Origin of the sequence: Streptomyces sp. NPDC000983, from assembly GCF_040299205.1 — a bacterium.
In the GTDB taxonomy this organism is placed as follows: Bacteria; Actinomycetota; Actinomycetes; order Streptomycetales; family Streptomycetaceae; genus Streptomyces.
The window spans coordinates 14,645-39,275 of the sequence record NZ_JBEPBM010000015.1; the positions used below are offsets into that span (position 1 = coordinate 14,645).

28 protein-coding genes are annotated in these 24,631 nt (G+C 74.3%); 13 read left to right on the forward strand and 15 right to left on the reverse strand.

Translation table 11 applies throughout. The features are described from left to right. Window positions 1-132 precede the first annotated feature (132 nt). Together ABT296_RS18765 and ABT296_RS18770 are read left to right on the forward strand one after the other, a co-directional pair. Window positions 133-384: a hypothetical protein gene (locus ABT296_RS18765; protein WP_351928599.1), complete on the forward strand. Its 252-nt coding sequence runs from the start codon at window positions 133-135 to the stop codon at window positions 382-384. Between the two features lie 253 nt (window positions 385-637). Further along, window positions 638-1,093, forward strand: a complete 456-nt coding sequence (locus tag ABT296_RS18770) for a cyclic nucleotide-binding domain-containing protein (RefSeq protein WP_351928601.1) — start codon at window positions 638-640, stop codon at window positions 1,091-1,093. A 34-nt stretch (window positions 1,094-1,127) separates the two neighbouring features. Here ABT296_RS18770 and ABT296_RS18775 read toward each other — a convergent pair whose 3' ends face one another. Next, on the reverse strand, window positions 1,128-2,438 hold the full coding sequence (locus ABT296_RS18775) for an MFS transporter (protein ID WP_351928603.1): 1,311 nt from the start codon (window positions 2,436-2,438) through the stop codon (window positions 1,128-1,130). Window positions 2,439-2,510: 72 nt separating this feature from the next. Continuing rightward, the gene (locus ABT296_RS18780) at window positions 2,511-3,125 is read right to left on the reverse strand and encodes a LysE/ArgO family amino acid transporter (protein WP_351928605.1); all 615 of its coding nucleotides are present in this window, start codon (window positions 3,123-3,125) and stop codon (window positions 2,511-2,513) included. 70 nt (window positions 3,126-3,195) lie between these two features. On the opposite strand from ABT296_RS18780, the gene ABT296_RS18785 reads away from it, so the two are divergent. Next, a complete protein-coding gene (locus ABT296_RS18785) occupies window positions 3,196-4,116 on the forward strand; it encodes a LysR family transcriptional regulator ArgP (protein ID WP_351928911.1) in 921 nt (306 codons plus the stop codon). On the opposite strand, the gene ABT296_RS18790 is transcribed toward ABT296_RS18785, so the two are convergent. Next, window positions 4,113-4,820, reverse strand: a complete 708-nt coding sequence (locus tag ABT296_RS18790; RefSeq protein WP_351928607.1) for a TetR/AcrR family transcriptional regulator — start codon at window positions 4,818-4,820, stop codon at window positions 4,113-4,115. The genes ABT296_RS18785 and ABT296_RS18790 overlap by 4 nt on opposite strands. 106 nt (window positions 4,821-4,926) lie before the next feature. On the opposite strand from ABT296_RS18790, the gene ABT296_RS18795 reads away from it, so the two are divergent. Next, a complete protein-coding gene (locus ABT296_RS18795; RefSeq protein WP_351928609.1) occupies window positions 4,927-6,141 on the forward strand; it encodes a saccharopine dehydrogenase family protein in 1,215 nt (404 codons plus the stop codon). A gap of 108 nt (window positions 6,142-6,249) precedes the next feature. Next, window positions 6,250-6,501 (forward strand): WhiB family transcriptional regulator, encoded by a 252-nt coding sequence (locus ABT296_RS18800; protein WP_351928611.1) that lies wholly within the window; start codon window positions 6,250-6,252, stop codon window positions 6,499-6,501. Window positions 6,502-6,507: 6 nt separating this feature from the next. Here the strand turns inward: ABT296_RS18800 and ABT296_RS18805 are convergent, their stop codons facing one another. From ABT296_RS18805 to ABT296_RS18815, 3 genes are read right to left on the reverse strand one after another with little or no spacing between them, the layout of a single operon-like run. Next, window positions 6,508-8,337 carry a sensor histidine kinase gene (locus tag ABT296_RS18805; RefSeq protein WP_351928613.1) on the reverse strand — a complete coding sequence of 610 codons (1,830 nt, stop codon included), beginning with the start codon at window positions 8,335-8,337 and terminating at the stop codon, window positions 6,508-6,510. Next, on the reverse strand, window positions 8,334-9,029 hold the full coding sequence (locus ABT296_RS18810; RefSeq protein ID WP_351928615.1) for a response regulator: 696 nt from the start codon (window positions 9,027-9,029) through the stop codon (window positions 8,334-8,336). Before ABT296_RS18810 ends, ABT296_RS18805 begins: the two co-directional genes overlap by 4 nt. A 17-nt stretch (window positions 9,030-9,046) precedes the next feature. Then, the gene (locus tag ABT296_RS18815) at window positions 9,047-9,775 is read right to left on the reverse strand and encodes a L,D-transpeptidase family protein (protein WP_351928617.1); all 729 of its coding nucleotides are present in this window, start codon (window positions 9,773-9,775) and stop codon (window positions 9,047-9,049) included. Window positions 9,776-9,835: 60 nt separating this feature from the next. On the opposite strand from ABT296_RS18815, the gene ABT296_RS18820 reads away from it, so the two are divergent. Then, a complete protein-coding gene (locus ABT296_RS18820; RefSeq protein ID WP_351928619.1) occupies window positions 9,836-10,186 on the forward strand; it encodes a DUF488 domain-containing protein in 351 nt (116 codons plus the stop codon). 157 nt (window positions 10,187-10,343) lie between these two features. On the opposite strand, the gene ABT296_RS18825 is transcribed toward ABT296_RS18820, so the two are convergent. Then, window positions 10,344-12,017 carry an FAD-binding dehydrogenase gene (locus ABT296_RS18825; protein WP_351928621.1) on the reverse strand — a complete coding sequence of 558 codons (1,674 nt, stop codon included), beginning with the start codon at window positions 12,015-12,017 and terminating at the stop codon, window positions 10,344-10,346. A 16-nt stretch (window positions 12,018-12,033) separates the two neighbouring features. Beyond that, complete coding sequence (locus ABT296_RS18830) at window positions 12,034-12,660, reverse strand: TetR/AcrR family transcriptional regulator (RefSeq protein WP_351928622.1); 627 nt, start codon at window positions 12,658-12,660, stop codon at window positions 12,034-12,036. A 126-nt stretch (window positions 12,661-12,786) separates the two neighbouring features. Between ABT296_RS18830 and ABT296_RS18835 the strand changes: the two genes are divergently transcribed. The 3 genes from ABT296_RS18835 (at window position 12,787) to ABT296_RS18845 (ending at window position 15,524) form a co-directional block, all read left to right on the forward strand. After that, on the forward strand, window positions 12,787-13,413 hold the full coding sequence (locus ABT296_RS18835) for an alpha-ketoglutarate-dependent dioxygenase AlkB (RefSeq protein WP_351928624.1): 627 nt from the start codon (window positions 12,787-12,789) through the stop codon (window positions 13,411-13,413). A gap of 81 nt (window positions 13,414-13,494) precedes the next feature. Next, window positions 13,495-14,241, forward strand: a complete 747-nt coding sequence (locus ABT296_RS18840; protein WP_351928626.1) for an MBL fold metallo-hydrolase — start codon at window positions 13,495-13,497, stop codon at window positions 14,239-14,241. Window positions 14,242-14,282: 41 nt separating this feature from the next. Further along, a complete protein-coding gene (locus ABT296_RS18845) occupies window positions 14,283-15,524 on the forward strand; it encodes a DUF4032 domain-containing protein (protein ID WP_351928628.1) in 1,242 nt (413 codons plus the stop codon). A 51-nt stretch (window positions 15,525-15,575) separates the two neighbouring features. Here the strand turns inward: ABT296_RS18845 and ABT296_RS18850 are convergent, their stop codons facing one another. The 3 genes from ABT296_RS18850 to ABT296_RS18860 all read right to left on the reverse strand — a co-directional run bounded on the left by ABT296_RS18850 (window position 15,576) and on the right by ABT296_RS18860 (window position 18,087). Next, window positions 15,576-16,451 (reverse strand): universal stress protein, encoded by an 876-nt coding sequence (locus ABT296_RS18850; protein ID WP_351928630.1) that lies wholly within the window; start codon window positions 16,449-16,451, stop codon window positions 15,576-15,578. Window positions 16,452-16,500: 49 nt separating this feature from the next. Next, window positions 16,501-17,202 carry an LmeA family phospholipid-binding protein gene (locus ABT296_RS18855; RefSeq protein WP_351928632.1) on the reverse strand — a complete coding sequence of 234 codons (702 nt, stop codon included), beginning with the start codon at window positions 17,200-17,202 and terminating at the stop codon, window positions 16,501-16,503. A 513-nt stretch (window positions 17,203-17,715) separates the two neighbouring features. After that, window positions 17,716-18,087: a hypothetical protein gene (locus ABT296_RS18860; protein ID WP_351928634.1), complete on the reverse strand. Its 372-nt coding sequence runs from the start codon at window positions 18,085-18,087 to the stop codon at window positions 17,716-17,718. Window positions 18,088-18,261: 174 nt separating this feature from the next. On the opposite strand from ABT296_RS18860, the gene ABT296_RS18865 reads away from it, so the two are divergent. From ABT296_RS18865 to ABT296_RS18875, 3 genes are all read left to right on the forward strand, one after another. After that, on the forward strand, window positions 18,262-18,948 hold the full coding sequence (locus ABT296_RS18865; RefSeq protein WP_351928636.1) for a response regulator transcription factor: 687 nt from the start codon (window positions 18,262-18,264) through the stop codon (window positions 18,946-18,948). After that, window positions 18,945-20,348 carry a sensor histidine kinase gene (locus ABT296_RS18870; protein ID WP_351928638.1) on the forward strand — a complete coding sequence of 468 codons (1,404 nt, stop codon included), beginning with the start codon at window positions 18,945-18,947 and terminating at the stop codon, window positions 20,346-20,348. The genes ABT296_RS18865 and ABT296_RS18870 overlap by 4 nt, the downstream gene beginning before the upstream one ends. Before the next feature lie 67 nt (window positions 20,349-20,415). Further along, window positions 20,416-20,655 carry a hypothetical protein gene (locus ABT296_RS18875; protein WP_351928640.1) on the forward strand — a complete coding sequence of 80 codons (240 nt, stop codon included), beginning with the start codon at window positions 20,416-20,418 and terminating at the stop codon, window positions 20,653-20,655. Window positions 20,656-20,696: 41 nt separating this feature from the next. Here the strand turns inward: ABT296_RS18875 and ABT296_RS18880 are convergent, their stop codons facing one another. After that, on the reverse strand, window positions 20,697-21,284 hold the full coding sequence (locus ABT296_RS18880; protein ID WP_351928642.1) for a rhodanese-like domain-containing protein: 588 nt from the start codon (window positions 21,282-21,284) through the stop codon (window positions 20,697-20,699). Window positions 21,285-21,364: 80 nt separating this feature from the next. Here ABT296_RS18880 and ABT296_RS18885 point away from each other — a divergent pair, with 80 nt between their 5' ends. Then, entirely contained in the window at window positions 21,365-21,652 is a 288-nt protein-coding gene (locus ABT296_RS18885) for a metal-sensitive transcriptional regulator (protein WP_351928644.1), read from the forward strand. 355 nt (window positions 21,653-22,007) lie between these two features. Here the strand turns inward: ABT296_RS18885 and ABT296_RS18890 are convergent, their stop codons facing one another. The 3 genes from ABT296_RS18890 to ABT296_RS18900 are packed head-to-tail and all read right to left on the reverse strand — an operon-like array spanning window position 22,008 to window position 24,513. After that, window positions 22,008-22,754: a sulfite exporter TauE/SafE family protein gene (locus tag ABT296_RS18890; RefSeq protein ID WP_351928646.1), complete on the reverse strand. Its 747-nt coding sequence runs from the start codon at window positions 22,752-22,754 to the stop codon at window positions 22,008-22,010. Continuing rightward, window positions 22,751-23,128 carry a rhodanese-like domain-containing protein gene (locus tag ABT296_RS18895; protein ID WP_351928648.1) on the reverse strand — a complete coding sequence of 126 codons (378 nt, stop codon included), beginning with the start codon at window positions 23,126-23,128 and terminating at the stop codon, window positions 22,751-22,753. The genes ABT296_RS18890 and ABT296_RS18895 overlap by 4 nt, the downstream gene beginning before the upstream one ends. Beyond that, window positions 23,125-24,513: a rhodanese-like domain-containing protein gene (locus tag ABT296_RS18900; RefSeq protein WP_351928650.1), complete on the reverse strand. Its 1,389-nt coding sequence runs from the start codon at window positions 24,511-24,513 to the stop codon at window positions 23,125-23,127. Before ABT296_RS18900 ends, ABT296_RS18895 begins: the two co-directional genes overlap by 4 nt. Window positions 24,514-24,631: the final 118 nt, after the last annotated feature.

The window sequence follows — 24,631 nt, forward strand, 5'->3', positions numbered from 1 at the left end:
CGCTCGATTCGGGGGTGCGATCCCCCCGGGCGCATCGGGTCTCTTCCTATCTGGTCGCCGCTGTGGGGCCGCCCAAACATCCCGGGGCCGGGTCCGGCGCACGAATCCGGGCCTTCGGGGTAGGTGGAGGGCATGACTGACGTTGTGGACTCGGGCGAACTGCTCCGGCGGATCCAGCGGGCCAGGGACGGCGCCCGGCGGGAGGAACAGGCCTGGCGGGCCAGGAGTGTCGATCTGCGGGCGAGCGACCCGGAGGGCGCGCGGGACGCCGCCGCGCGGACGATCGCCTTCGAGACGGTGCTCCAGGTGCTGGACGAGATCCTCACCCCGGGCAGGCGTCCGGGCGTACGGGGAGCGGGTACCGAAGTGAGTCAGGTCACTTGACCTGATCCTGGTTTCGCACACCCCCCGCACATGATTTACGGTTCATCCATACGTGGTCCGAGGTCGACGGCTTCCCGTCCCTCGCACCCCGCATACGGCCCTGGCTGGCCTCCCCCGTCCAGCCAGGGCTTCTTCATGCCCGGACGGGTCTCCACCGGTTCTCCAGTCCGTCGAGGTGCCCTACGCGTCGGCACCGGCTGAAATGGGCGTAGGGAAAGCCCCGGAACCCGACGCCGGCGAGGAGCCCCGTGTCATGACCAAAGCAACGAAACTGCTGACCGCCCTGCCCCCGCCGCAGCGCGAGCGGCTGATGGCCCTGGCCAAGGAGGTCTCCTTCCCCGAGGACGCCCGGATCTTCGAGGCCGGCGGCACCGCGGACCGCTTCTGGGTGATCCGCTCGGGCGCCGTCTCGCTCGACCAGCGGGTCACCTCCCTCCAGCGGGTGACCGTCGCGAGCCTGGGCTCAGGGGACCTGCTCGGCTGGTCCTGGCTGTTCCCGCCGTACGTGTGGGACTTCGGCGCGGAGGCCTTCAGCCCGGTGCGGGCCTACGAGTTCGACGCGGACCGGGTACGGGCGCTGTGCGACGAGGACCAGCAGCTCGGGCTGATCCTGCTGCGCCAGGTCGCCGAGATCCTCGCGCACCGGCTGGAGATCACCCGGGGCAAGCTGATGGAGCAGTACGGGATGCGCCGGCGCAGCGCGCTGTAGGGCTCCCGGTTCCCGGCACCGCGCCGCCACCGCCTCAGACGCGGTAGCGGCGCAGTGCCGGGACGGCGAGGGCGAGGGCGAGCATCGCCACGATCACCAGCAGGCCCCCGCCCGCGATCGCCTGGCGCGCGCCGAAGGCCGATCCCGCGGTGCCGTGCAGGACGTCGGCCAGGCGGGGGCCGCCGGCGACGACGACCGTGAAGACGCCCTGCATCCGGCCGCGCATCTCGTCGGTCGCGGCGGAGAGGAGGATCGCCCCGCGGAAGACCATGGACACCATGTCGGCGACGCCCGCGGCGACCAGGAACGCCACCGCGATCCACAGGCTGTCGCTCAGCCCGAAACCGGTGATGGCCGCGCCCCAGGCGACGACCGCGCCGATCACCATCAGGCCGTGCCGGCGGGCCCGGGAGAAGGTGCCGGAGAACAGGCCGCCCAGCACCGCCCCGACCGGGATCGCGGCGAACAGCACGCCGAGGGCGAGGCCCTCGCCCCACGGGGCGTAGGTCTCGGCGGCGAGCTGCGGGAACAGGGCGCGGGGCATGCCGAGGACCATGGCGATCACGTCGGCGAGGAAGGACAGCAGCAGCACCTTGTGCAGGGCGATGTAGCGGAAGCCGGCCGCGATCTCGCGCACTCCGGCCCGGCGGGCCGCGGTGCCCGCGAGCGGCGGCAGCGGGGGCAGCCGGTGGACCGCCCACACGGTCACGCACAGTGCCAGCGCGTCCAGCAGATACAGCTCGGCCAGCCCGATGACCGGGATGAGGGCGCCGGCCAGCAGCGGGCCGGCGATCAGGCCGGTCTGCATGACGGTGGATCCCAGGGCGTTGGCCGCGGCCAGTTCGCCGGCCGGGACCAGCCGGGCGATGGAGGCGTTGCGGGCCGGGGAGTTGAGGCCGAAGAACGCCTGCTGGACGGCGAGCAGCACCATCAGGGCGGGTACCGATTCGAGGCCGGTGACGGCCTGGAGCCAGAACAGCACCGAGGTGACGGCGATGCCGGTGTTGGTGATCAGCAGCAGTCTGCGCCGGTCCATGGCGTCGGCGATCGCCCCGCCCCACAGCGCGAAGACCACCAGTGGCAGCAGACCGGCGAGGCCGGCGTAGCCCACCCAGGCCGAGGAGCCGGTGATGTCGTAGATCTGCTTGGGGACGGCGACCGCGGTGAGCTGGCTGCCGACCGCGGTGACGATGGTCGAGGACCACAGTCTGCGGTAGGCCGGGCGGCGCAGCGGGCGGGTGTCCATGGCCCAGCGGCGCCGGCCGCGCGCGGGTTCGTCGGCCGCCGGCGGCTGTTCGGTGGTGCTGTCGCTGCTGTCCACGGAGTTCCTGGTTGCTCGATACATCTTTCTCGGACCAGGGTTCACTATCGCACCGCCCGGCGGGAGTCCGGGACGCGTGATCCCAGCTTCCGAGCATCAGCTTCCGAGCATCAGCGAGACGCCGAGGGCGATCATGACGGCGGCGACCAGGCCGTCCAGGATCCGCCAGGCCGCGGGCCGGGACAGCAGCGGGCCCAGCAGCCGGGCGCCGAAGCCGAGCGCGGCGAACCAGCACAGGCTGGCCAGCACGGCCCCGAGCCCGAAGGTCCAGCGCAGCGCGCCCCGGTCGGCGGCCACCGAGCCGAGCAGGAAGACGGTGTCGAGGTAGACGTGCGGGTTGAGCCAGGTCATCGCCAGACAGGTCAGCACCGCGCGCCTGCGTGACGGCACGCCCTCCCCCTCCGTCCGCAGCGCGCCGGCGGGCCGGAACACGCGCCGGGCGGCGAGGGCGCCGTATCCGACGAGGAAGGCGCCGCCGATCCAGCCGACCGCGGTCAGCGCGCCCGGCCAGGCCACCACCACCGCTCCCACACCTCCGACGCCGAGGGCGATGAGGACCGCGTCGGACAGGGCGCAGATGCCGACGACGGCGAGGACCGCCTCCCGGCGGGCGCCCTGGCGGAGCACGAAGGCGTTCTGGGCGCCGATGGCGACGATGAGGGAGAGGCCGGTGCCGAATCCGGCGGCGGCGGTGGCGAGAGCGGTGGACATGGCATAGACGCTAGGGACGGCTCCATCCATGTGTACAGCTAAAGATTCTTACGTACCCTTAGCGCTCGTGATGGTGACGGAACTGCCGCCGGAGCAGGTGCGGACCCTGCTCGCCGTGGTGGACGAGGGGACGTTCGACGCGGCGGCGGCCGCGCTGCATGTGACGCCGTCGGCGGTGAGCCAGCGGGTCAAGGCGCTGGAGCAGCGCACCGGGCGGGTGCTGCTGGTCCGGTCGAAACCGGTGCGGGCGACCGAGTCGGGGGCGGTGGTCGTCCGGTTCGCCCGGCAGCTGGCCCGGCTGGAGCTCGACGCCCGCGCGGAGCTGGGCATGGGCGGCGCGCGGGACGAGCCGACCCGGCTGTCGATCGCGGTGAACGCCGACTCGCTGGCGACCTGGTTCCTGGACGCGCTGGCCCGGGTGCCGGCCGAGCCGCACGTCTGTTTCGACCTGTGCCGCGAGGACGAGGCCCGGACGGCCGCGCTGTTGCGGGAGGGCCTGGTGATGGCGGCGGTGACCTCGGCGTCCGAGCCGGTGGCCGGGTGCTCGGTGCGGCCGCTGGGCAGGATGCGGTACCTCGCGGCGGCGAGCCCCGCGTTCGCCGAACGGCATCTCGACGGGGCGCCCCTGCGGGAGGCGCTCCCGCGGGCGCCGGTGGTGACCTTCGACCGCAGCGACGAACTCCAGGACGCCTTCGTGCGGCGGCTGCGGCGCGGCCCGGGTGGCGCGGCCCGGGTCCGGCACCGGATTCCCACCTCGGAGGGGTTCCTGGCGTCGGTCGTGGCCGGTCTGGGCTGGGGCATGGTGCCGGAGATCCAGGCCGGGGCCCTGCTCGGCTCCGGCCGACTGGTCTCCCTCGCCCCTGAGCGGGCCCTTGACGTCCCGCTGTACTGGCAGCAGTGGAAGCTGGACTCCCCCGCGCTGGCGTCCGCGGCCCGGGCGGTGGGCGCCGCGGCGGAACGGGCGCTGCGCCAGGACGCCGGGCGGCCCTAACGCGCCTGTGACTCCAGGCGGGTCTGGGCGCTGTCCAGCAGCATCTCCAGGGCCGTGGGGTAGGCGCTGGTCACCATGCGGGTGGCGAGCAGCGGGGCGGCCTCGGCGATCCTGGGGTGGGTGGTGCGGGGCAGGCGGGCGTAGGTGGAGCGCCACATCGCCTCGTCGGCGTGGAGCGAGTCGCTGGGCAGCGCCAGCGAGGCCGCGTCGAGGGCGGCGAAGGCCAGGGTCTGGTCGATGAAGGCGTGGTAGACGCGCACGGTCTCGGGCAGGGGGAACCCCGCGGTGCGCAGGACGTCCAGTACGGCCTCGTCGACGGCGAGTTCGTTGGCCCGGCCGGTGACCCGGCTGGTGGTGAGCAGGGCCGCCTGCGGATGGGCGAGGTAGGCGGCGTGGATCCGCAGCCCGACCGAGGTGAGGTCCTGCCGCCACTGTCCCGTGGGCCGCCAGCCGTGCAGGGCCTGACCGATGAGCGCGTCCCCGATGGCGAGGGTAAGGTCGTCCATGCTGCGGAAATAGCGGTAGACGGTGCTCGGATCGGCGTCCAGGGCCAGTCCCAGGCGGCGCGCGGTCAGCCCGGAGCTGCCGTGTTCGCGCAGCAGCCGCAGCGCGGTGTCGACGATCAGCGCCTCCGACAGCACCGTGCCGCTCTTCGTCGGACGCCGTCGGCGCCGCTTCTCCTCGGGAACCACCGGCTTCGGCACACGCACTCCCGTCTTATGCCAACGCCATTGACCTTACTCCTCCGGCGGGCGTTGTATCTGTTCCGGGGCCCCGCGTACATCCCACCTCCGACAGGGAGTTCTCGTCATGCGTGTTCTGCTCGTGGGAGCCGGCGGTGTGGGCACCGCCGTCACCCGGATCGCCGCCCGGCGTCCGTTCTTCGAGGCGATGGTGGTCGCCGACTACGACCCGGCGCGGTCCGAGGCGGCCGTCGCCTTCGTGGACGAGCCCCGGTTCCTCGCCGAGCGCGTCGACGCCGGTGACGAGAAGGCGGTGGCCGGGCTCCTGCGCCGGCACTCCTGCGACGTGCTGCTCAACGCCACCGACCCGCGCTTCGTGATGCCGCTGTTCCGGGCGGCCCGGTCGGCCGGCGCCACCTATGTCGACATGGCGATGTCCCTGTCCCGGCCGCATGCCGAGCGCCCGTACGCCGAGTGCGGGGTCAAGCTCGGCGACGAGCAGTTCGCCGAGGCCGAGGAGTGGGCGAAGGAGGGCGGGCTCGCCCTGGTCGGCATGGGCGTGGAGCCCGGCCTGTCGGACGTCTTCGCCCGGCACGCGGCCGACGAACTCTTCGACGACATCGAGGAGATCGGAGTCCGCGACGGCGCCAACCTCACCGTCGACGGCTACGACTTCGCGCCCTCGTTCAGCATCTGGACCACGATCGAGGAGTGCCTGAACCCGCCCGTCGTCTACGAGGCCGACCGGGGCTGGTTCACCACCGAACCCTTCAGCGAACCCGAGGTGTTCGACTTCCCCGAGGGCATCGGCCCGGTGGAGTGCGTGAACGTGGAGCACGAGGAGGTGCTGCTCGTGCCGCGCTGGGTCGACGCGCGCCGCGTCACCTTCAAGTACGGCCTGGGCGAGGAGTTCATCGGCACGCTGAAGACGCTGCACCTGCTGGGCCTGGACCGCACCGAGCCGGTGACCGTGCCCGGCGCCGACGGGCCGGTCCGGGTCTCGCCCCGGGACGTGGTCGCCGCCTGTCTGCCCGACCCGGCCACGCTGGGCGACCGGATGCGCGGCAAGACCTGCGCGGGCACCTGGGTGCGGGGCGTGAAGGACGGCGCACCGCGGGAGGTGTACCTCTACCACGTCGTCGACAACGAGTGGTCCATGGCGGAGTACGGCAGCCAGGCCGTGGTCTGGCAGACGGCCGTCAACCCGGTCGTGGCGCTCGAACTCCTCGCGGACGGTTCCTGGTCGGGATCGGGGGTACTGGGCCCCGAGGCGTTCCCGGCCCGCCCGTTCCTGGATCTGCTGACCGCCTACGGCTCCCCGTGGGGCATGCGCGAGCAGTGACCCCGTACGGCTCGCGATTGCGCGGTTTCACTCCCGCGTCGACAGGTCACCCGAACGGGAGTAAAGCATCCGAAAGGGCACGTACTACTTCGAGTGCAGGTGACTTCGATGGACAACTGGCGCGACCTCGCCGTATGCCGTGACGAGGATCCGGATCTCTTCTTCCCGATCGGGAACTCCGGTCCGGCCCTGGTGCAGACGGTGGCGGCCAAGGCCGTCTGCGGGCGCTGTCCGGTGCGGGAACAATGTCTGGACTGGGCGTTGGAGACCCGGCAGACGGTCGGTGTGTGGGGCGGCACCAGTGAGGGCGAGCGGCTCGCGCTGCTGCGCCGGACGGCCGCCCGCAGAAGCGGCGGGTGAGGCCCCTCAGAGGTCGCCGGGCGCCTCGGCGCCCGGCAGCCGGAGGGTGAACACCGAGCCCGCGCCCGGCTCGCTCGCCGCCTCGGCCGTACCGCCGTGGGCGGCGAGGAGCTGACGGACGATGGGCAGGCCGAGGCCGCTGCCGCCGGTGCGGCGGCTGCGGGACTTCTCCGCCCGCCAGAACCGGTCGAAGACATGGGGCAGTTCCGCGGCGGCGATACCGGTGCCCGTGTCGGTGACGTCCAGGACGACGTCGTCGCCGTCGCGGCGGGCCGCCAGGGTGACGGTGCCGCCCGCCGGGGTGTGCCGCAGCGCGTTGGAGACCAGGTTGCCGAGCGCCTGGCGCATCCGGACCGGGTCGGCGTCCAGCCAGGGCGTGCCCCGCGCCGCGGTGCGCAGGGTGACACCGGCCGTGTCCGCGGTGACGCGGTGGGCGGCGGCGACCTGGTCGAGGAGTTCGTCGGCGCGCAGGGGCTCGCGGTGCAGCCGCAGGGTGCCGGCGTCGGCGTCGGCGAGGTCCTGGAGGTCGTCGATGACGCGTTGCAGGACCAGCGCCTCCTCGTGCAGGGCGGCGAGCAGGGCGGGGTCGGGGTCGACGACGCCGTCCCGGGTGACCTCCAGCCAGCCGCGGATGTTGGTCAGCGGGCTGCGCAGCTCATGGGCGATGTCGCTGACCATCGCCTTGCGCTGGGCCTCCGACCGGGCCCGGCGCTCGGTGAGTTCGTTGAACGCCGCCGCCAGGATGCCGGTCTCGTCCCGGGTGGTGACCGGGACCCGCGCATGCCGGTCCAGGGGCTGTCGCGCGGCCTCGGTCAGCGCCCGCAGCGGCCGTACCAGCCGGGTGGCGACGGCGGCGGTCACGGCGACGGTGACGGCGAGCACCAGGGCCGCGGCGCCCACGACCTTGGTCCGGTTCCCCGGGGACAGGTCGAAGCGGACCGCGGGCCGGTCCCCGACGCCGAGGAACAGGTCGGCGGGCGGGGCGACATAGGGGCCGAGCTGGGTGCGGCGGGCCTCGTCGACGCAGGCCCGCGCCTGCCGTTGGGCCCGTTCGTAGGGGTGGGCCCTGAGCTTGCCGATCGGGTACCGGGTCTCCATCCGCCGTTCGGTGACGTCGACGGTGACGAAGAGCGGCTCGAGGAATTCGAGGCCGTGCCCGTCCAGGCACCGGCGGGCGCGCTCGGTGAGGCCGGCGAGTGCCTCGGCCTCGGTGGCGGTGGGGGTGTTCAGCTTTCCGTCGGCGCACTCCAGGGGGACGTAGTCGACGGCGCTGCCGTCCTGATCGGTGAGGACCGGGCGGCCGCTCGGGGTGCGCACGACGGTGGCGGTGACGCCGTTGCGCTCGTAGCACTCGCGGCGCTCGCCGGCGAGTTCGTCGAGCCGGGCGCGCTCGGCAGCGGGCAGCCGGTACGGGCCGACCACGCGCGGGTCGACGCCGGGGCGCTGGGCGCCGCGGTCGCTGTGGGTGTCGGTGCTCAGCGGGTCGACGGTGGCCGCCGGGCGCGGCGGCAGCGGGGTGCCCGGGGCCGCGGAGTCGGCGATCACCCGGCGGTCGGTGGGCGTGGTGAGGGCGATGCGGCGGCCGATGCGGTCGGACAGTTCGCGCAGGGTGGCGTCGACCCCGCGCCAGTCGGGATGGGCGGCGGCGTAGCCGCTGAGCCGGGTGAGGACCTCCATGTCGTCGGCGAGGACCTGGCCCTGTTCCTCCCGCAGGGCGCGGGTGGTGGTCTCGACCGCCAGCCATGCCGTCGCCGTGACCGAGCACACGGCGATCAGGGCCGAGGCGATCAGCAGGCGGACCAGCAGGCGCTTGCGCAGCGGTGTGCGCGGCCTCATCCCCGGCCGCCGCTCAGCTTGTAGCCGACCCCGAACACCGTCAGCAGCCGGACCGGCCGCCGCGGGTCGGGCTCGATCTTGCGGCGCAGGTTCATGATGTGGACGTCGACGGCCCGTTCGGTCGAGGCCCGGTCCGCGCCCCGGGTGCACTCCAGCAACTGCCGTCGGGAGAAGACCCGTTCGGGCTCGGCGGTCATCGCGAGCAGGATCTGGAACTCGGCGGGTGTGCAGTCCACCGGCTCCCCGTCGAGGCGCACCTCGTGCCGTACGGGGTCCACGGCGAGCCCCGCGGCCCGTACCACCGGGTCCTCGCGCCGGTCCGGGCCCCGCCCGCCGCGCCGCAGCACGGTGCGGATCCGGGCCATCAGCTCGCGCGGGCTGTACGGCTTGGTCATGTAGTCGTCGGCGCCGAGTTCGAGGCCGAGCAGGACGTCGTCCTCGGCGGAGCGGGCGGTGAGCATCAGCACCGGTACGTCGCTGTCGCGGCGCAGCACCCGGCACACGCCGTAGCCGTCGATCACGGGGAGCATCAGGTCCAGTACGACGAGGTCGGGGCCCAGGCGCCGGGCCGCGTCCAGGGCGGCCGGGCCGTCGTGGACCACGGTGGCGGTGTGCCCCTCGGCCAGCAGGGAGCGCCGTATCAGTTCGGCCTGCATCGCGTCGTCCTCGGCTACCAGTACATGTGCGCACACGGGGCGGATCCTACGATTCAGCGGTTGAGGGAGGCGCGGTCGCCCATGACGACGACGGGTTGCAGCTCCGGGTCCAGGGCCAGCAGCAGGGCCTTCATGTGCGGCCGGGCGAGGCCGACGCAGCCGTGAGTGGGGCCGCCGTGGTCGACGTGCAGCCATATGCCGCCGCCGCGGTCCTCGCCGAGCGGGCGGGTCCAGTCCAGGGGCGAGGTGCCGGGCTCGCGGTTGTAGTCGACGGCGATCACGTAGTCGAAGGAGCCCGCGAGGGGTTCGCCCTCGAAGCCGGTGCCGCCGATGGAGAAGGCCGGGGAGCGGTCGTAGGGCAGCCGGGTGCCGGGGTCGCGCAGCAGGCCGCCGGCGTCGCCGAGGGTGAACACGCCGATGGGGCTGCGCAGGTCGCCGAGGCGGTGGCGGTCGGTCCAGCCCTTCAGCGCGTTGTGCGCGGGCCAGGACTCGCCCGCCTCCCAGCCGGCGTCGGTGCGCTCGTACAGGACCGCCGTGGAGCGGGAGGAGTCCTTGCCGCGTCCGGTGACGACGAGGGCCTGACGGGTGTCGGCGGGCACCTTCGCCCAGGTCCTGGGCCCCAGTCCGGGCAGTTGCTGCGGGGCCACGTCCAGGGTGACCGGGGGCCGGGGCGTCCGGGGCGGCACGGGGGCGTCGCCGGTCGTGACCGCGGCGGCGCCGCCGCAGCCGGTGAGCAGCAGGGAGGCGGCCAGCAGGGCGGCCCGGGGGCTCGGGGTGATCATGCGTCGACCTTGGCGCACACTTGTGAGGAAGCCGTCAGCCCCGCGTGGAGAGGCCCGACCGTGAGCGTGCGTGTCCGCCGGGTCCACGATCCGCCCGAGCCGGAGGACGGGACGCGGGTCCTGGTCGACCGGCTGTGGCCGCGCGGGGTGTCGAAGGCGGCGGCCCGGGTGGACGAGTGGCCCAAGGAGATCACCCCCTCGACCGAGCTGCGTCGCTGGTACCACGCGGGCGAGGGTTCCCACGAGGAGTTCGCCCGCCGGTACGAGGCGGAGCCGGCCGCCCCCGAGGCCGCCGAACTCCTCGATCATGTAAGGGAGTTGGCGGCCGAGGGCCCGGTGACCCTGCTGACGGCCACGAAGGAGCCGGAGCGGAGTCACACGGCCGTCCTCGCCCGGCTGCTGGGCGCCTGACGGGCCGGTCCGGGGCGGTGTGCCCCGGACCGGGCCGTCGGCTCGGCTCAGGCGGCTCCCTGGACAGCCGCTCGGGGGTGCGGGCTCAGCCGGCCTGCCGGGCTCGCTCGGCGGCGCGGGCTCAGCCGGCCTGCCGGGCTCGCCCGCCGGCTCGGGCTCAGCCGGTCTGCTGGGCGGCCGCCCGGCCCGCGGCTCGGCCGGAGAAGAGGCAGCCGCCGAGGAAGGTTCCCTCCAGGGCGTTGTAGCCGTGGACACCGCCGCCGCCGAAGCCGGCCACCTCGCCGGCCGCGTACAGGCCCTCCACCGGCCGGCCGTCGGCGCCGAGCGCACGGGAGTCGAGGTCGGTCTGGATGCCGCCGAGGGTCTTGCGGGTGAGGATGTGCAGCTTGACGCCGATCAGCGGGCCCGCGGCCGGGTCGAGGATGCGGTGCGGGGTGGCGACCCGGCCGAGGCGGTCGCCGATGTAGCGGCGGGCGTTGCGGATGCCCTGGATCTGGGCGTCCTTGCTGTAGGCGTTGGCGAGCTGGAGGTCGCGGGCCTCGATCTGGTGGCGCACCTCGGCCGCGTCGAGCAGCGGCTTGTCGGTGAGCCCGTTCATCTTCTCGACGAGCTGCTCCAGATTGGGGGCGGTGACGAAGTCGGCCCCCTGGCGCAGGAACGCGTCGACCGGTCCCGGCGCGCCCTTGCCGAGGATGCGCTCCTTCAGGAACGCCTGCCGGTCCTTGGCGGTGATGTCGGGGTTCTGCTCGGAGCCGGAGAGCGCGAACTCCTTCTCGATGATCTTCTGGGTGAGGATGAACCAGGAGTGGTCGTGGCCGGCGATGTCCTCGGTGGTGCGCAGGTGCTTGAGGGTGCCGAGGGTGTCGTAGCCGGGCAGGCAGGGGTCGGGCAGCCGGCGGCCCAGCGCGTCGAACCACATGGAGGACGGGCCGGGCAGGATGCGGATGCCGTGCCCGGGCCAGATCGGGTCCCAGTTCTGGATGCCCTCGGTGTAGTGCCACATGCGGTCGCGGTTGACCAGGCGTACGCCCGCCGCGGCGCTGATGTCGAGCATGCGGCCGTCGACGTAGGCGGGGACGCCGGTGACCATCCGCGCGGGCGGGGTGCCGAGGCGCTCGGGCCAGTAGCGGCGGACGATGTCGTGGTCGGCGCCGATGCCGCCGGTGGTGACGACGACGGCCTGCGCGGTCAGTTCGAACTCGCCGACGCTCTCGCGGCTGGACTTCACGCCGCGGGCCGCGTTGTCCTCGGCGAGGAGCGTGCCGCGCACTCCGCTCGCCCGGCCCTCCTCGACGACGAGTTCGTCGACGCGGTGGCGGTGGTGGAAGGTGAGCAGTCCGTCGCGCGCGGCCTGCTTGGCGTACTCGACGAACGGCTCGACCACGCCGGTGCCGGTGCCCCAGGCGATGTGGAAGCGCGGCACGGAGTTGCCGTGGCCGTGGGCCCGGAGGTCACCGCGCTCGGCCCAGCCGACGGTGGGCAGGAACTTGATGCCGTGCCCCTGGAGCCAGGACCGCTTCTCCCCCGCCGCGAACTCGACGTAGGCGCGCGCCCAGCGCACCGCCCAGGAGTCCTCGTCGTCCTCGCGGTCGAAGCCGGCGCTGCCCTGCCAGTCGTTCCAGGCCAGTTCGAAGGAGTCCTTGATCTTCAGGCGCCGTTGCTCGGGCGAGTCGACGAGGAACAGCCCGCCGAACGACCAGAACGCCTGTCCGCCGAGGTTGCCCGCGTTCTCCTGGTCCAGCAGGGCGACCCGGCGTCCCCGGCTGGTGAGTTCATGTGCGGCGACCAGGCCCGCGAGGCCCGCTCCTACGACGATGACGTCGGCATCCATGCGACCGTTCCCTTCCTCATCCGTGGGTGCCGCTGCCGTCGGTCAGCAGGGCGGTGAGCAGTTGCTTGAGCCAGGCGCGGGCGCTGTCGACGTCCTTGTCCAGCAGCAGTTGGGTGGTGACTCCGTCGTACGCGGCGACGACCGCGTGGGCCGCGCCGTCGCTGCCGCCGAACACGGCGGGCAGCGCGGTGTGCCCGGTGGCCCGGGCGAGGCGGTCGGCGATGGCGGTGCGCAGCCGCTCGCGGTGTTCCAGCAGGCTCCGGGCGACGGCCGGGTCCCGGGCGGCGTGCACCAGGAAGTCCGTCTTGACCAGCAGCCAGTCCACGTCGAGCAGCAGCACCTCGGTGACCCGGTCCACGGAGGCCGGTACGTCGAGGTCGGGGCCGTCCAGCGCCAGGGCGCCCGCGACCTGGTCGGCGATCAGGTCGGCGCGCTGCCGGTAGAGGGCGAAGAACAGCTCGTCCAGGCTGTCGAAGTTGGAGTAGAAGGCGCCCCGGCTGTATCCGGCCGCCTCGCAGACCTCCTCGATCGACACCCGGCCGAATCCCTTGGCGGCGAACACCTCGAACGCGGCGTCGAGCAGGTTGGCCCGCGTCCGCACGCGACGCCTGGTCACCCGGCCTGCCGTCCGCTCCGCCACCATGGCCGCCCCTTCGTTCGATACGGGAATGTATCCGATACGCGAGTGCATCGAAAGACGCCCGGGCGCAGACTTTCGGCCACCGGGATTCATGGGAACAGATTTTCGATTAAGGAGTACGCTGGCCGTATGACCACGCACCTCCAGGGCTCCCTCTTCGACCAGGCGGACCGGATGGCGCTCGGCGACCTCGGCGGCCTCAGCCGGACCGAGCTCGGGCACGGAGCCTGGATCGACGTGCTGCCCGGCTGGCTGAGCGGCTCCGACGCCCTGTTCGAACAGCTCGCCGCGGAGGTCCCGTGGCGCGCCGAGCGCCGCACGATGTACGACCAGGTCGTCGACGTACCCCGGCTGCTCGCGTTCTACGGCGCGGACGACCCGCTGCCGCATCCGGTGCTGGATCAGGCGCGCACCGCGCTGGGCGCGCACTACGCCGGGGAGCTGGGCGAGCCGTTCACCACGGCCGGGCTCTGCCACTACCGCGACGGCCGGGACAGCGTCGCCTGGCACGGCGACCGGATCGGGCGGGGCGCCCGCGAGGACACGATGGTCGCGATCCTCTCGGTGGGCGCGCCCAGGGACCTGCTGCTGCGGCCGGTGGGCGGCGGGGACACCGTGCGCCGCCCGCTGGGCCACGGCGACCTGATCGTGATGGGCGGCTCCTGCCAGCGGACCTTCGAGCACGCGATCCCCAAGTCGGCCCGCGCGACGGGTCCGCGCATCAGCGTCCAGTTCCGGCCGCACGACGTGCACTGAGCCCCCGGGGGCCTGCCGGCTCCGGGCGGCCCTCTGGTTGGCTGTCCCGGTCGGGCACTTCCTTCGGACGGCGGGACCATCATGCGGGCACGGGTACGGCAAGTCGCCGACGGCACCTATCTGGTGCACGGCTCCGACACCAACTGGGTCCTCCTCGCCGACGGGGACGCGCTGACCCTGGTGGACACCGGGTACCGGGGCGACCGGGCGGGCCTGCTCGACTCCCTGGCCCAGGTGGGCGGTTCACCGGAGGCGGTGACGGCCGTGCTGATCACGCACGCCCACAACGACCATGTGGGATCGGCCGAGTTCCTGCGGGCGACGTACGGCACGCCGGTGCTGCTGCACGAGGCGGAAGTCCCGCACGCCCGACGGGAGTTCCTGCACCAGGTGTCGGTCGGACAGGTGCTGCGCGACAGTCTGCGCCCGGGCGTCCTGCCGTGGGCGCTGCGCGCGCTCCGCTCCGGCGGCACCGCCCACCTCCCCGTCACCGAGCCGCGGGCCTTCACGACGGGAGCCCCGCTGGACCTGCCGGGCCGCCCGGTCCCCGTCCACACCCCCGGGCACACCGACGGCCACTGCGCCTTCCACCTCCCGTCGGCCGGGGTGCTGATCTCGGGGGACGCCCTGGTCAGCGGCCATCCGACGTCCCGGGTCCGGGGGCCGCAGCTGCTCGCGGACAGGTACCACCACCGGCGGGCCGAGGCGCTCGCCTCCCTCGACGTGCTCGCCGCCCTCGACGGCGACCTGCTCCTGCCCGGCCACGGGCCCGCCCACCGCGGTCCACTGGGTGAATCGGCTCTTCAGGCGCGCGAACGCGCCGCTTAGGCTGAGGTGACGATCACCGGCGAGACGAGGACACCCAGCCCATGGCCCTGCAGATCAGCGCGACCAACCCGGAGCACCCCGCGCTCCTGCTGGAACTGCCCTGGCACCTGCCGCTGGTGGACTGGCCCGAGGAGTACCTCGTGCCGCTGCCGCGCGGCATCTCCCGGCACGTCGTCCGCTACGCCCGGGCCGGCGCCGAGGTCATCGCGGTCAAGGAGCTCGCCGAACGCCCCGCGCTGCGCGAGTACGAACTCCTGCGCGACCTGCACCGGCTCGCCATCCCCGCGGTGGACCCGCTCGCCGTGCTCACCGGGCGCCTCGACGCCGACGGGGCGCCCCTGGAGTCGGTGCTGGTCACCCGGCACCTGGGTGGTTCGCTGCCGTACCGCTCGATGTTCGAGACGACGATGCGTCCGGCGACCATGCACCGGCTGATGGACGCCCTCGCGGTGCTGCTGGTGCGGCTGCACCTGGCCGGGTTCGCCTGGGGCGACTGCTCGCTCTCCAACACCCTCTTCCGGCGCGACGCGGGCGCCTACGCCGCCTATCTGGTCGACGCCGAGACCGGCGACCTGCACCCCCGGCTGAGCGACGGCCAGCGCGACTACGACCTGGACCTGGCCCGGGTCAACATCAGCGGCGAGCTGCTGGACCTGGAGGCGTCCGGCGCGCTGCACCCCTCGGTGGACCCGATCGAGTTCGGCACCGAGATCTGCGCCCGCTACCAGGGCCTGTGGCAGGAGCTGACCCGCACCTCGGTCTACCCGGCCGGCAAGTACCACTACATCGAGCGGCGCATACGCCGCCTCAACGACCTCGGTTTCGACGTCGCCGAGATGCAGATCGAGCACTCGTCGAACGGTCACACCGTCACCTTCGTGCCCAAGGTCGTCGACGCCGGTCACCATCAGCGGCAACTGCTGCGGCTGACCGGCCTGGACACCGAGGAGAACCAGGCCCGGCGGCTGCTGAGCGATCTGGAGAGCTGGATGGCCACCCAGGACGACTACGCCCCGGGCGACCCCCTCGCCGCCCGCCCCGAGGTCCTCGCGCACCGGTGGGTGCGGGACGTCTTCCGGCCCACGGTGCGCGAGGTCCCGCTCGAACTGCGCGGCTCGATGGACCCGGCGGAGATCTACCACGAACTGCTGGAGCACCGCTGGTACCTGTCCGAGCGCGCGCAGCACGACATCGGGCTGGACACGGCCGTCGCCGACTACGTCACCCGCATCCTCCCCAAGGCGCGCGAGACGCTCCAGCCCGTGTCCGAGGAGGCGGGCTGAGCCAGGTCGCGGCCCGGGGCAGGAGGCGGGCCGGGTCAGGTCGCGGCCCGGTCAGGAGGCGGGCGGCACCACGGCCACCGGGCACTCGGAGTGGTGCAGCACGCCGTGCGCGACGGAGCCGATCCGGGCGCCCACGGCCGTACGGCGGGCACGGCGGCCGACGACCATGAGCTGGGCGCGCCGGGCGACCGACAGCAGGACCTGTCCGGCGCTGCCCATCTCCACGTGCTCCACGACCGGTACGTCGGGGAACCTCTCCCGCCACGGCTGCAAGGCCGTCGCGAGGGCCTTCCTCTCGTACGGTTCAAGACCGCCCGCGTCGTCCAGCAGCTTCAGGGAGGTCGGGCTGTAGGCGAACAGCGGGGGCAGCGTCCAGGCGCGGACGGCCCGGACGGTGGCGCCGCGCGCGGCCGCCGTCTCGAAGGCGAACCGCAGCACCGCCTCGCTGTCCTCCGGCTCGCCCTGCTGACCGACGACGATCTCGTGCCCGGCGACCTCGGTCGACGGCTTGTCGCCGGCGCGCACCAGCACGACGGGCCGTTCGGCCTCGACGATCACCTGCTGACCGACGGAGCCGAGCAGGAAACCGACCACGGCGCCGTGCCCGCGGGAGCCGAGCACGAGCGTCTCGGCGTCCACCGCGGCCGCGACCAGCGTGTCGACCGGACCGCCCTCCGCCACGTCGACCGACACCTCCAGACCCCGGTGGCGCTCACCGATCTCCCGGGCGGCCTGCTCCACCGCCTCACGGGCCCACTCGGCCTGCTCGCCCGGACCGGCCTCGGCGATCGCCTCGATCGACTGGAACCGCCAGGCGTGCACCACGCGCAGCGCCAGTCCGCGCCGGACCGCCTCGCGGGCCGCCCAGCCGAGGGCGGCGACACTCTCCTCGGTTCCGTCGAATCCTGCCGTGATCGGGCGCGTCATTACGGGTGCCTCCCTGCTTGGCGGTCCTGTCCGTCGCACCCAGTCTTCACTACGTCCGCGCGCGGTCCGGCTCCAGGCGGGCCGGGCCGCCGTCCAGGGTGATGGCCAGTCCCTCGCCGGTGACGTCCACGGCGGTCGCGGTCAGCCCCAACGGGTAGTCGCGCGGGGTGCGTTCGGCGAGCGTCCGCTCGATCCGCGCGGTGAGCGCGTCGGGTGCGGGGCGGCCCAGGAACCGGGCGCTCTCCAGCTCCGTCGTCAGCTTCCCGTCCCGCAGTCCGGGGCGCAGCACGGCGCTGCCGAGCCCGCCCCGGAGGGCGAGGGTGACGGTGCCCGCGGCGTCGTCGAGGACCACGTCGGTGACCGGGATGCCGTCGGCCGCCGCCCGCAGTGAGGCGGCGGGGATCTCCACGTCGGCGTGGGTGCGGGCGACGGTGCCGGAGCGTTCGCCGGTGAGCCGCAGGCCGGACATGCGGGCCCGTACCGAGACGTCGGGGATCCGGCCGAGCGTGGCGTGTTCGCCGGTGACGGTCACGGCGTCGAGGCTCCGGTCGAACAGGTCGAGCAGGGCCGGTCCGCCTTCCACGGCGACGTCGGCGTCCTCGCCGAGGGACCGGGTCGCGGCGGCGGACATGCGGCTGTGCAGGAGGGCGCGGGCGGCGAACTCGGCGGCGGCGGTGGCGAGCAGGACGAGGGCGAGCGTGACGACGGCGAAGATCGTGGTTCGGTGGCGCCGGAACGGGGGCCGGGTCATGGGTGCTTCACGGGGAGCGGTGCCCGTGCGGGGCCTGGGGCCGTGGTGGGGGCGCCGGCCGTCGGTGCGGGGTGGTGCGGGGTTCGGGGTCATGGGTGGTTCCGGGTCGGGCCCGTGAGCGGGCGGGATCGGGTGGTTGCAGGTCGGGCCGGGAGGGGGCGGGATCGGGTTCCTTCCCCGGTCGGACCTCCTCGGGGGCGGGTTCGTTGCTCGCCCGGGCGCTGTCGGGCCGGGGCGTGCGGTGGCTGGGGCGGGGTCCTGCGGTGACAGCCGGTCGGATCGCGCGGCGGCTGGGTCTGCTGTCGCAGTCGGGCAGCTTGCCGTGGCGGCCGGTCGGGTTTGCGGTGGCAGTCGGAGCGGTTGCCGTGCCGACCGGTCGGGGCCGCGTGGCAGCCGGAACGCTTGCCTAGCCGGCCCGCCGAGACCGCGGTCGCAGTCGCAGTCGCAGTCGCAGTCGCAGTCGGAACGCTTGCCGTACCGGCCCGCCGGGATCTGCGGCGGCTCGCGGCCCGGTCAGTCCGCGCGCCAGAAGTCGCTGCGCCGCTCGGCCCACCGTCGCACGCCTTCGCCGTAGGCGCCGGAGAGGGCCTTGTCCCGGATCTCCGTGGCGCGTTCGCGGCGCTCGGTCGCGGAGAGGCCGCGCAACTCCCTGATGTCGTCCCGGAGTTCCTTCGGCAGGGCTTGGAAGCGGTGCCGGGCCTCCGCGAGGCGTGGTGTCGCCTCCGCCTCCGCCGAGAGTGCCGTCGCCGAGGTCGCCGCCTCGGCGGAGGCGGTGCCGTCCGCCCAAGGCGAGGACCACACGAGCGCGGTCACGGCGGCGGCGGTGACAGCGGCCGACGCGGTGGTCCGGGTACGGCGGGACAAGGTGGTGCCGTTGCGGTGCATGGGGTCCTCCCCGTGATCGGCCTCTGCTTGGTCGGCCTCGGTTCCAGCCTGGCCGTGGTGTGCGAGAGGAAGGTTCGGCGAATGTTCGGGGCGTGTAAGGGCCCGCGGCCCGCGGCCCCGTACACGGTGGGCGGCGGTTAGCATCGGCAGCCCGGGCGGGGAAGAGAGAGGCGCATGGCGGAGAACAAGGGGCTCGTCCTGGTCGTCGAGGACGAGCACAACATCGCCGAACTCCAGCGCCGCTATCTGGGCCGGGAGGGGTTCGGGGTCCACGTCGAGTCCGACGGCGACGCGGCGCTGGCCGCCGCCCGCAGGATGCGCCCGGCCGCGATCGTGCTGGACATCGCGCTGCCCGGCACGGACGGCATGGAGGTCTGTCGGCGGCTGCGCGCGGAGGGCGACTGGACGCCGGTGCTGTTCGTGACCGCCCGGGACGAGGTCACCGACCGGGTCCTCGGTCTGGAGATCGGCGCCGACGACTACCTCACCAAGCCGTTCTCCCCCCAGGAACTCGTCGCCCGGGTCAAGAGCCTGCTGCGGCGCGCCGCCGGCCCCGGGGGCGACCCGGTGCGCCGGGTCGGACGCCTCGCGCTGGACACCGGCCGTCGCACCCTGCACGTCGACGGGGAGCCGGTGGAACTGACGACCACCGAGTTCAACCTGCTCGCCTTCCTGATGCACCACCCCGGCCGGGTCTTCGCCCGCGAGCAGCTCCTCGCCCAGGTGTGGGGGTACGCCGGCTACCGGGACACCCGCGTGATGGACGTCTACGTCTCCCAACTGCGCGCCAAACTCGGCGAAGCGAGCCCCCTGCGCACGGTGCGCGGAGTCGGCTACGGCGTCTCCGACCCGGGCCGATGACCGCCGTACCGCGTCGTCGCGGGTCCCTGGCGCACGGCATCGTGCTGCTGACGACCGCCGTGGCCCTGGTGGCCGTACTGCTGACCTGGGTGTTCGCCTGGCGGATGATCCGCGGCAGCGCGGAGGCACAGGAGCGCGACCAACTGTCCCGCCAGGCGGAGGTCATGGCCCGCACGCCGCCGCTGGCCGGGTGGATGCTACGACGGCAGGAGCGCATCGCGGGTCCCGAGCACATCCGGCTCGCGCTGGTCGACCCCTCCGGCCGGGTCGACGGGCCCGCCGCGGCCGTCGTCGACGGCACCCGGCGTGCGGCGCTGCTGGCCGGTGAGTCGGTGTCGGCCACCGCCCGGCTCGACGGGCGGACCGTCCTGGTGGAGGGGGTGCCGACGGCGGCGGGCGGCGGCCTGGTGCTGGCCCAGCCGATGAGCGCCGTCGACGAGGCCAGCGACCGCACACGCGGGGCGCTCGTCGTACCGCTGGTCCTGGGCCTCGCGGGCGCGGCACTGGCGGGGGCGCTGCTGGGCCGGAGACTGGCCCGGCCGCTGGTCTCGGCGGCGCGCACGGCGCACCGGCTGTCCGAGGGCGAGCGCGGACTGACGGTGCCGGCGGAGGGGCCGGCCGAGCTGGTGGAGCTGGCCGGGGCGCTGAACAGCCTGGACGCGGCGCTGGCCCGCAGCGAGAACCGGCAGCGGGAGTTCCTGCTCTCGGTGTCCCACGAGATCCGCACCCCGCTCACCACGGTGCGCGGCTACGCCGAGGCACTCGCCGACGAGGTCGTCACCGGCGAGGAGGTGCCGGAGGCCGGGCGCATCCTGCGGACCGAGATCGAACGGCTCGAACGGTTCGTGGGCGACCTGCTGGCCCTGGCCCGGCTGGAGGCCGACGACTTCCGCCTGGACATCGACGAGGTCGACCTGGACGCGCTGGTCGCGGAGGCGGCCACGGCCTGGTCGGCGCGGTGCGCCGGGCACGGCGTGGACTTCCGCGTCGAACGCCCGGCCCGTCCGCTGACCGTGGCCACGGACGGGTTCCGGGTCCGGCAGCTCGTCGACGGTCTCACGGAGAACGCCCTGCGGGTCACTCCGGCAGGGAAGCCGCTCGTGCTCGCCCTGTACGCGGACGGCTCCGGCGCCCGGATCGAGATCCGGGACGCCGGTCCCGGACTCTCCGCGCGGGACGTGGCGGTCGCCTTCGAGCGCGGCGCCCTCGCGGACCGCTACCGCGGGGTGCGCGCCGTCGGCAGCGGTCTCGGGCTGGCGATCGCCGATCGGCTGACCACGCGGCTCGGCGGCACCGTCACCGCGGCGGGCGACGCGCCCGAGGGCGGCGCCCGTTTCACGGTGCGGCTGCCGCGGCGTCCGGCCGCCGCCCTTCCTTACCCGCCCCGAACACTGCGCTGACAGCGTCCTCGCCCTGTCCGGCCAGGCTGCTGTCCAGCACTCGACGAAGAGGAGAGGCGGGGCTGCGATGTCCACCCTGTACGGGGCGATCTCGGTGCTGCGGTCACTGCGCGGCGGCGGCACGCCGACGCGTAGGCGTCGTGGTGAGGAGCACCTGATGCCGCGGCGGCTGCGCCAGGACCTGGACCGCGCCCTGGCGTTGCCCGACGGCGCCGCCCGCCGGACGGCGGTGGACCGTGTCGTACGGGGCATCACGGCCGGTGCGTACGGACCCGGCTTCCGACGGCGGGCGGCCGACCCCGGGTGAGGCCGGCGCTTCCGACGGCGGGCGGCCGACCCGGGGTGAGGTCAGCGGGCGCGCAGTGCCGCGAGTGCTGCGGTGAGGTCAGCCGGGCGGGGGCGGTTGTGCGGCAGCCTGGCGAGGACGGCCGCCATGCCGCAGGTGTTGGTGAGCGCCGAGAAGACGAGTCCGGCAGCGATGCCCGCCGACAGCAGCTGGAACGCCGGGTGCACCAGCAGGCCGAGCACCAGTCCGAGGAGGACCACGGTGCCGGCGGTCAGGCGCACCTGGCGTTCCATGCTCCAGCCGGAACGGGCCGGGCCCGCGGCGGGGGTGTGCAGGTCGTGGCCGTCCGCCGCCCAGGCGCCGGTGCCGCCGACGAGGGTGGCCGTCGGGATGCCGTGCCCGGCGAGCAGCCTGCAGGCGTTCTCGGAGCGGGCGCCCGACGCGCACACCACCAGGATCTCCCCGCGCCCGGCGGCGTGCCTGATCTCGGGCAGGGCGCGGCCGACGTGGTCCAGCGGGATGTTCACGGCGCCGGGCACGTGACCCGACCGGAACTCACCGGGTGTGCGCACGTCGATGACGGTGAGCTCGTCCAGCCGGGCGCGGGCCTGGCCGGTGCCGAGGGCGACGGGGGCGGGGGTGTGGGTCATGGCGATGGTGATCCTTGCTGTTCGACTGGGTCCCGGCCGGGACGTACAGTACCCCTAGGGGTATTCATGGAGGTGTGATCGTGGAGCTGGAGCTCGCGGACGGGGATCTCAAGGCCGTGCTCAACCGGCTGCGCCGGGCGCAGGGGCAGATCTCCGGGGTGATCCGGATGATCGAGGAGGGGCGTGACTGCGAGGACGTCGTGACGCAGCTCGCCGCCGCCTCCCGGGCCCTGGACCGGGCGGGCTTCGCGATCATCGCCTCGGGTCTGCAGAAGTGCGTCGCGGACATCGAGTCCGGCCGCAGGAACGGCGAGGACGCCGAGCAGATGCGCACCCGCATGGAACGCCTGTTCCTGTCCCTGGCGTAAGCCGGAGCGGGCCGGGGCCCGAGCACGGGCCCCGGGGCTCCGCCCAGGCGTAAGCCCGGGCCGGGTGCGGGACGTCCGGCCTGGGCAGGAACCGGATACGAGGCACGGGTCCGCACCGGGCACGCCCTGCGGCCCGGCACGAGGCGAAACACCGCGCCCTCGCAACGGCCCGGACCGAAGCCGGATACGAGACACGGATCCGCGCCCACGCGTGCCCCGCGGCCCGGCGCGAGGCGACGCACCACGCCCGGGTGCGAGCCGCGAACCGGTGCGGGGCGCCGGCGCTGGGGCCTGACGTGGGCCGCAGCGCGAGCCGGGGCCGCGGTACGTGCCGGGAACCGTGGCCGTCCCCCCGTCACAGGACCGCGTCCGTCAGCATCAGCGCCGCCACGCCCAGCAGTGTCACCGCGAAGATCCGCCGGAGCGTGTGGCCGGACACCTTCGCGGACAGTCGCTTCCCGTCCCAGGCGCCGAGGATCGCGGCCCCGGCGAAGGGCGCGACGACCGCCCAGTCCAGAGCGGCGAGCGCGCCGCCCCGGGTGACCAGCGCGGCCAGCGAGTTGACGGTGATGACCAGCAGGCTGGTGCCCACCGCCGCCCGCATCCGCAGCCCCAGGGCCCCCACCAGGGCCGGTACGGCGAGGAAGCCTCCGCCGACCCCGAGGACGCCGGTGACGGCGCCGAGCCCGGAGCCCGCTGCCGCCGCGCGCCCCTGACGTACCTCGGCCCCGGTCCCCACGGGCGGCGCGGGCCACAGCATCCGCGCCGCCGCACCGGCGGCCACCAGGGCGAACCCGGCCGTGAGCAGGGCCTGCGGGAGCCGTCCGGCGAGTGTGCCGCCCAGCATCGCCGGGCCGATCCCGGCCGCCGCGAACAGCAGCCCCGTACGCCAGTGGACGTGGCCGTCGCGGGCGTGCGCGAACAGGGCGGCCACCGAGGTGAGGGTCACGATGACCAGGCTCGCGGTGGTGGCCGCGACCGGTGCGAGGCCGAGCAGGTAGATCAGGGCGGGGACGGCGAGGACGCTGCCGCCGCCCCCGAGGGCGCCCAGGGCGAGGCCGACGGCGGCCCCGGCGGCCAGGGCGAGGACGAGAACGCTCACGCCACGGTGCCGTTCCCGCCGCGCGAGGCCACCACCGGCAGTCCGGCGGCCGCCCAGTCGCGCATCCCGCCGACGACGTCCACGGCGTCCGTGCCCCGGGCGGCCAACAGCTCGGCCGCCTGCCGTGAGCGGCGCCCGGAGCGGCAGATCACGATCACCGGGCGGGCCTGGGCCGACTCGGGCAGCGCGGCGCCGAACAACAGCGCGGAGAGCGGCAGGTGCACGGCCCACGGGACGTGCCCGGCGGAGTGTTCGAGCTGTTCACGGACGTCCAGGAGGACGGCGTGCGCACCCGCGCCGCCGGTGCGCTCGGCCGCTTCCCGCACGGTGACCCGGCCGGGGCCGCCGCCGCGGTGCCGTCGCGGGAGGCTCATGCCGCCGCCTCCTCGTGTCCCGGCGCACGGACGACGAGTCCGGCGCGGCCGGCGGCGTCGAAGGAGTCGTCCACGGCGACGACCCCGCGGCCGGCGGCGTCCAGCAGGGACGCGGCGATCGCGGCGCGCAGCCCGCCCCCGCAGTGCACCCACACCTCGCCCTCGGGTACCTCGCCGAGGCGCCGATGCAGTTCGTGGAGGGGGATGTGCAGTGAGCCCTCGACATGTCCGCCGGCCCGTTCCGAGTCCCGTCGGACGTCGAGGACGACGACACCCCCGGCGTCGGCGCGGGCCGCGAGGCCGGCGAAGTCGGCGCGGCGGAAGGAGGCCGGCTCCTCACCCTCGCGGACCCAGTCGGCGGGGCCGCCGGTCGCCGCGGCGGCCGGGCGGTCGATGCCGACGCGGACCAGTTCGCGCTGGGCGGCGGCGAGCTGCTCCGGGGACTCGGCGAGCAGGGTCACCGGCCTGCCCCACGGGATCAGCCAGGCCAGATGGGTGGCGAGCTGCCCCTCGGCCTCGAAGTTGAAGGAGCCGGCGACGTGTCCCTCGGCGAAGGCCATCCGCTGCCGCAGGTCGACCACCCACTCCCCCGCGGCGAGCCGGGCGGCGATCTCGTCGGCGTCGGCGACGGCCGGCGGGGTGAGGTCGACGGGGGCGGGGCCCTCGGCGTTGGCGGGGCCCATGTGGGCGTAGTAGGCGGGGATGTCGTCCAGGCCGGCCAGCAGGTCGGCGACGAAGGTGTCCACGTCCCGGGTGAGGGCCTCGTTGGATGCCTTCTCGGCGCCGATGGTGGTGTCGGCGCCCTCGGCCGGGCGGGCCGAGCAGAAGCTGCCGAAGCCGTGGGTGGGGAGCACCGCCGTCGCGTCGGGCAGCTCGGCGGCGAGCCGGTGGGCGGAGGCGTGCTGGGCGCGCGCGAGGCGCTCGGTCAGCCGGGGCTCGACGAGGTCGGGGCGGCCGACGGTGCCGATGAGCAGCGAGCCCCCGGTGAAGACCGCGACCGCGATGCCGTGCTCCTCCAGGACGTAGGAGGTGTGGTGCGGGGTGTGGCCGGGGGTGGCCATGGCGCGCAGGGAGAGCCCGGCCCCGGTGTCGACCGGGGTGCGGTCGCCGTCGTGCACCGGTGTCCGCGCGAAGGAGACCCGGGCCGCGGCGGGCACCAGGTAGGCGGCGCCGACGACCCGGGCCAGCTCCGGGCCGCCGGTCACGTAGTCGTTGTGCAGGTGGGTCTCCACCACGTGGGATATCCGCACCCCGCGCCGGACCGCCGCCTCGATGACCTGGTCGAAGTCCCGGGGCGGGTCCACCACGACGGCCGTGCGGCCGCCGCCCGCGAGATAGCTCCGGTTGCCGAGCCCTGACACCTCGATCGTGTCGACGAAGAACACGCCGCGCTCCCTTCCCATCGGTGATCCACCCGGTGAAGTACCCCCGGGGGTATGTTTTCGACCGTAGCACAAGTACCCCCGGGGGTATTTCTGGAGGTGCGGGCCTCCCGTGGCGGGG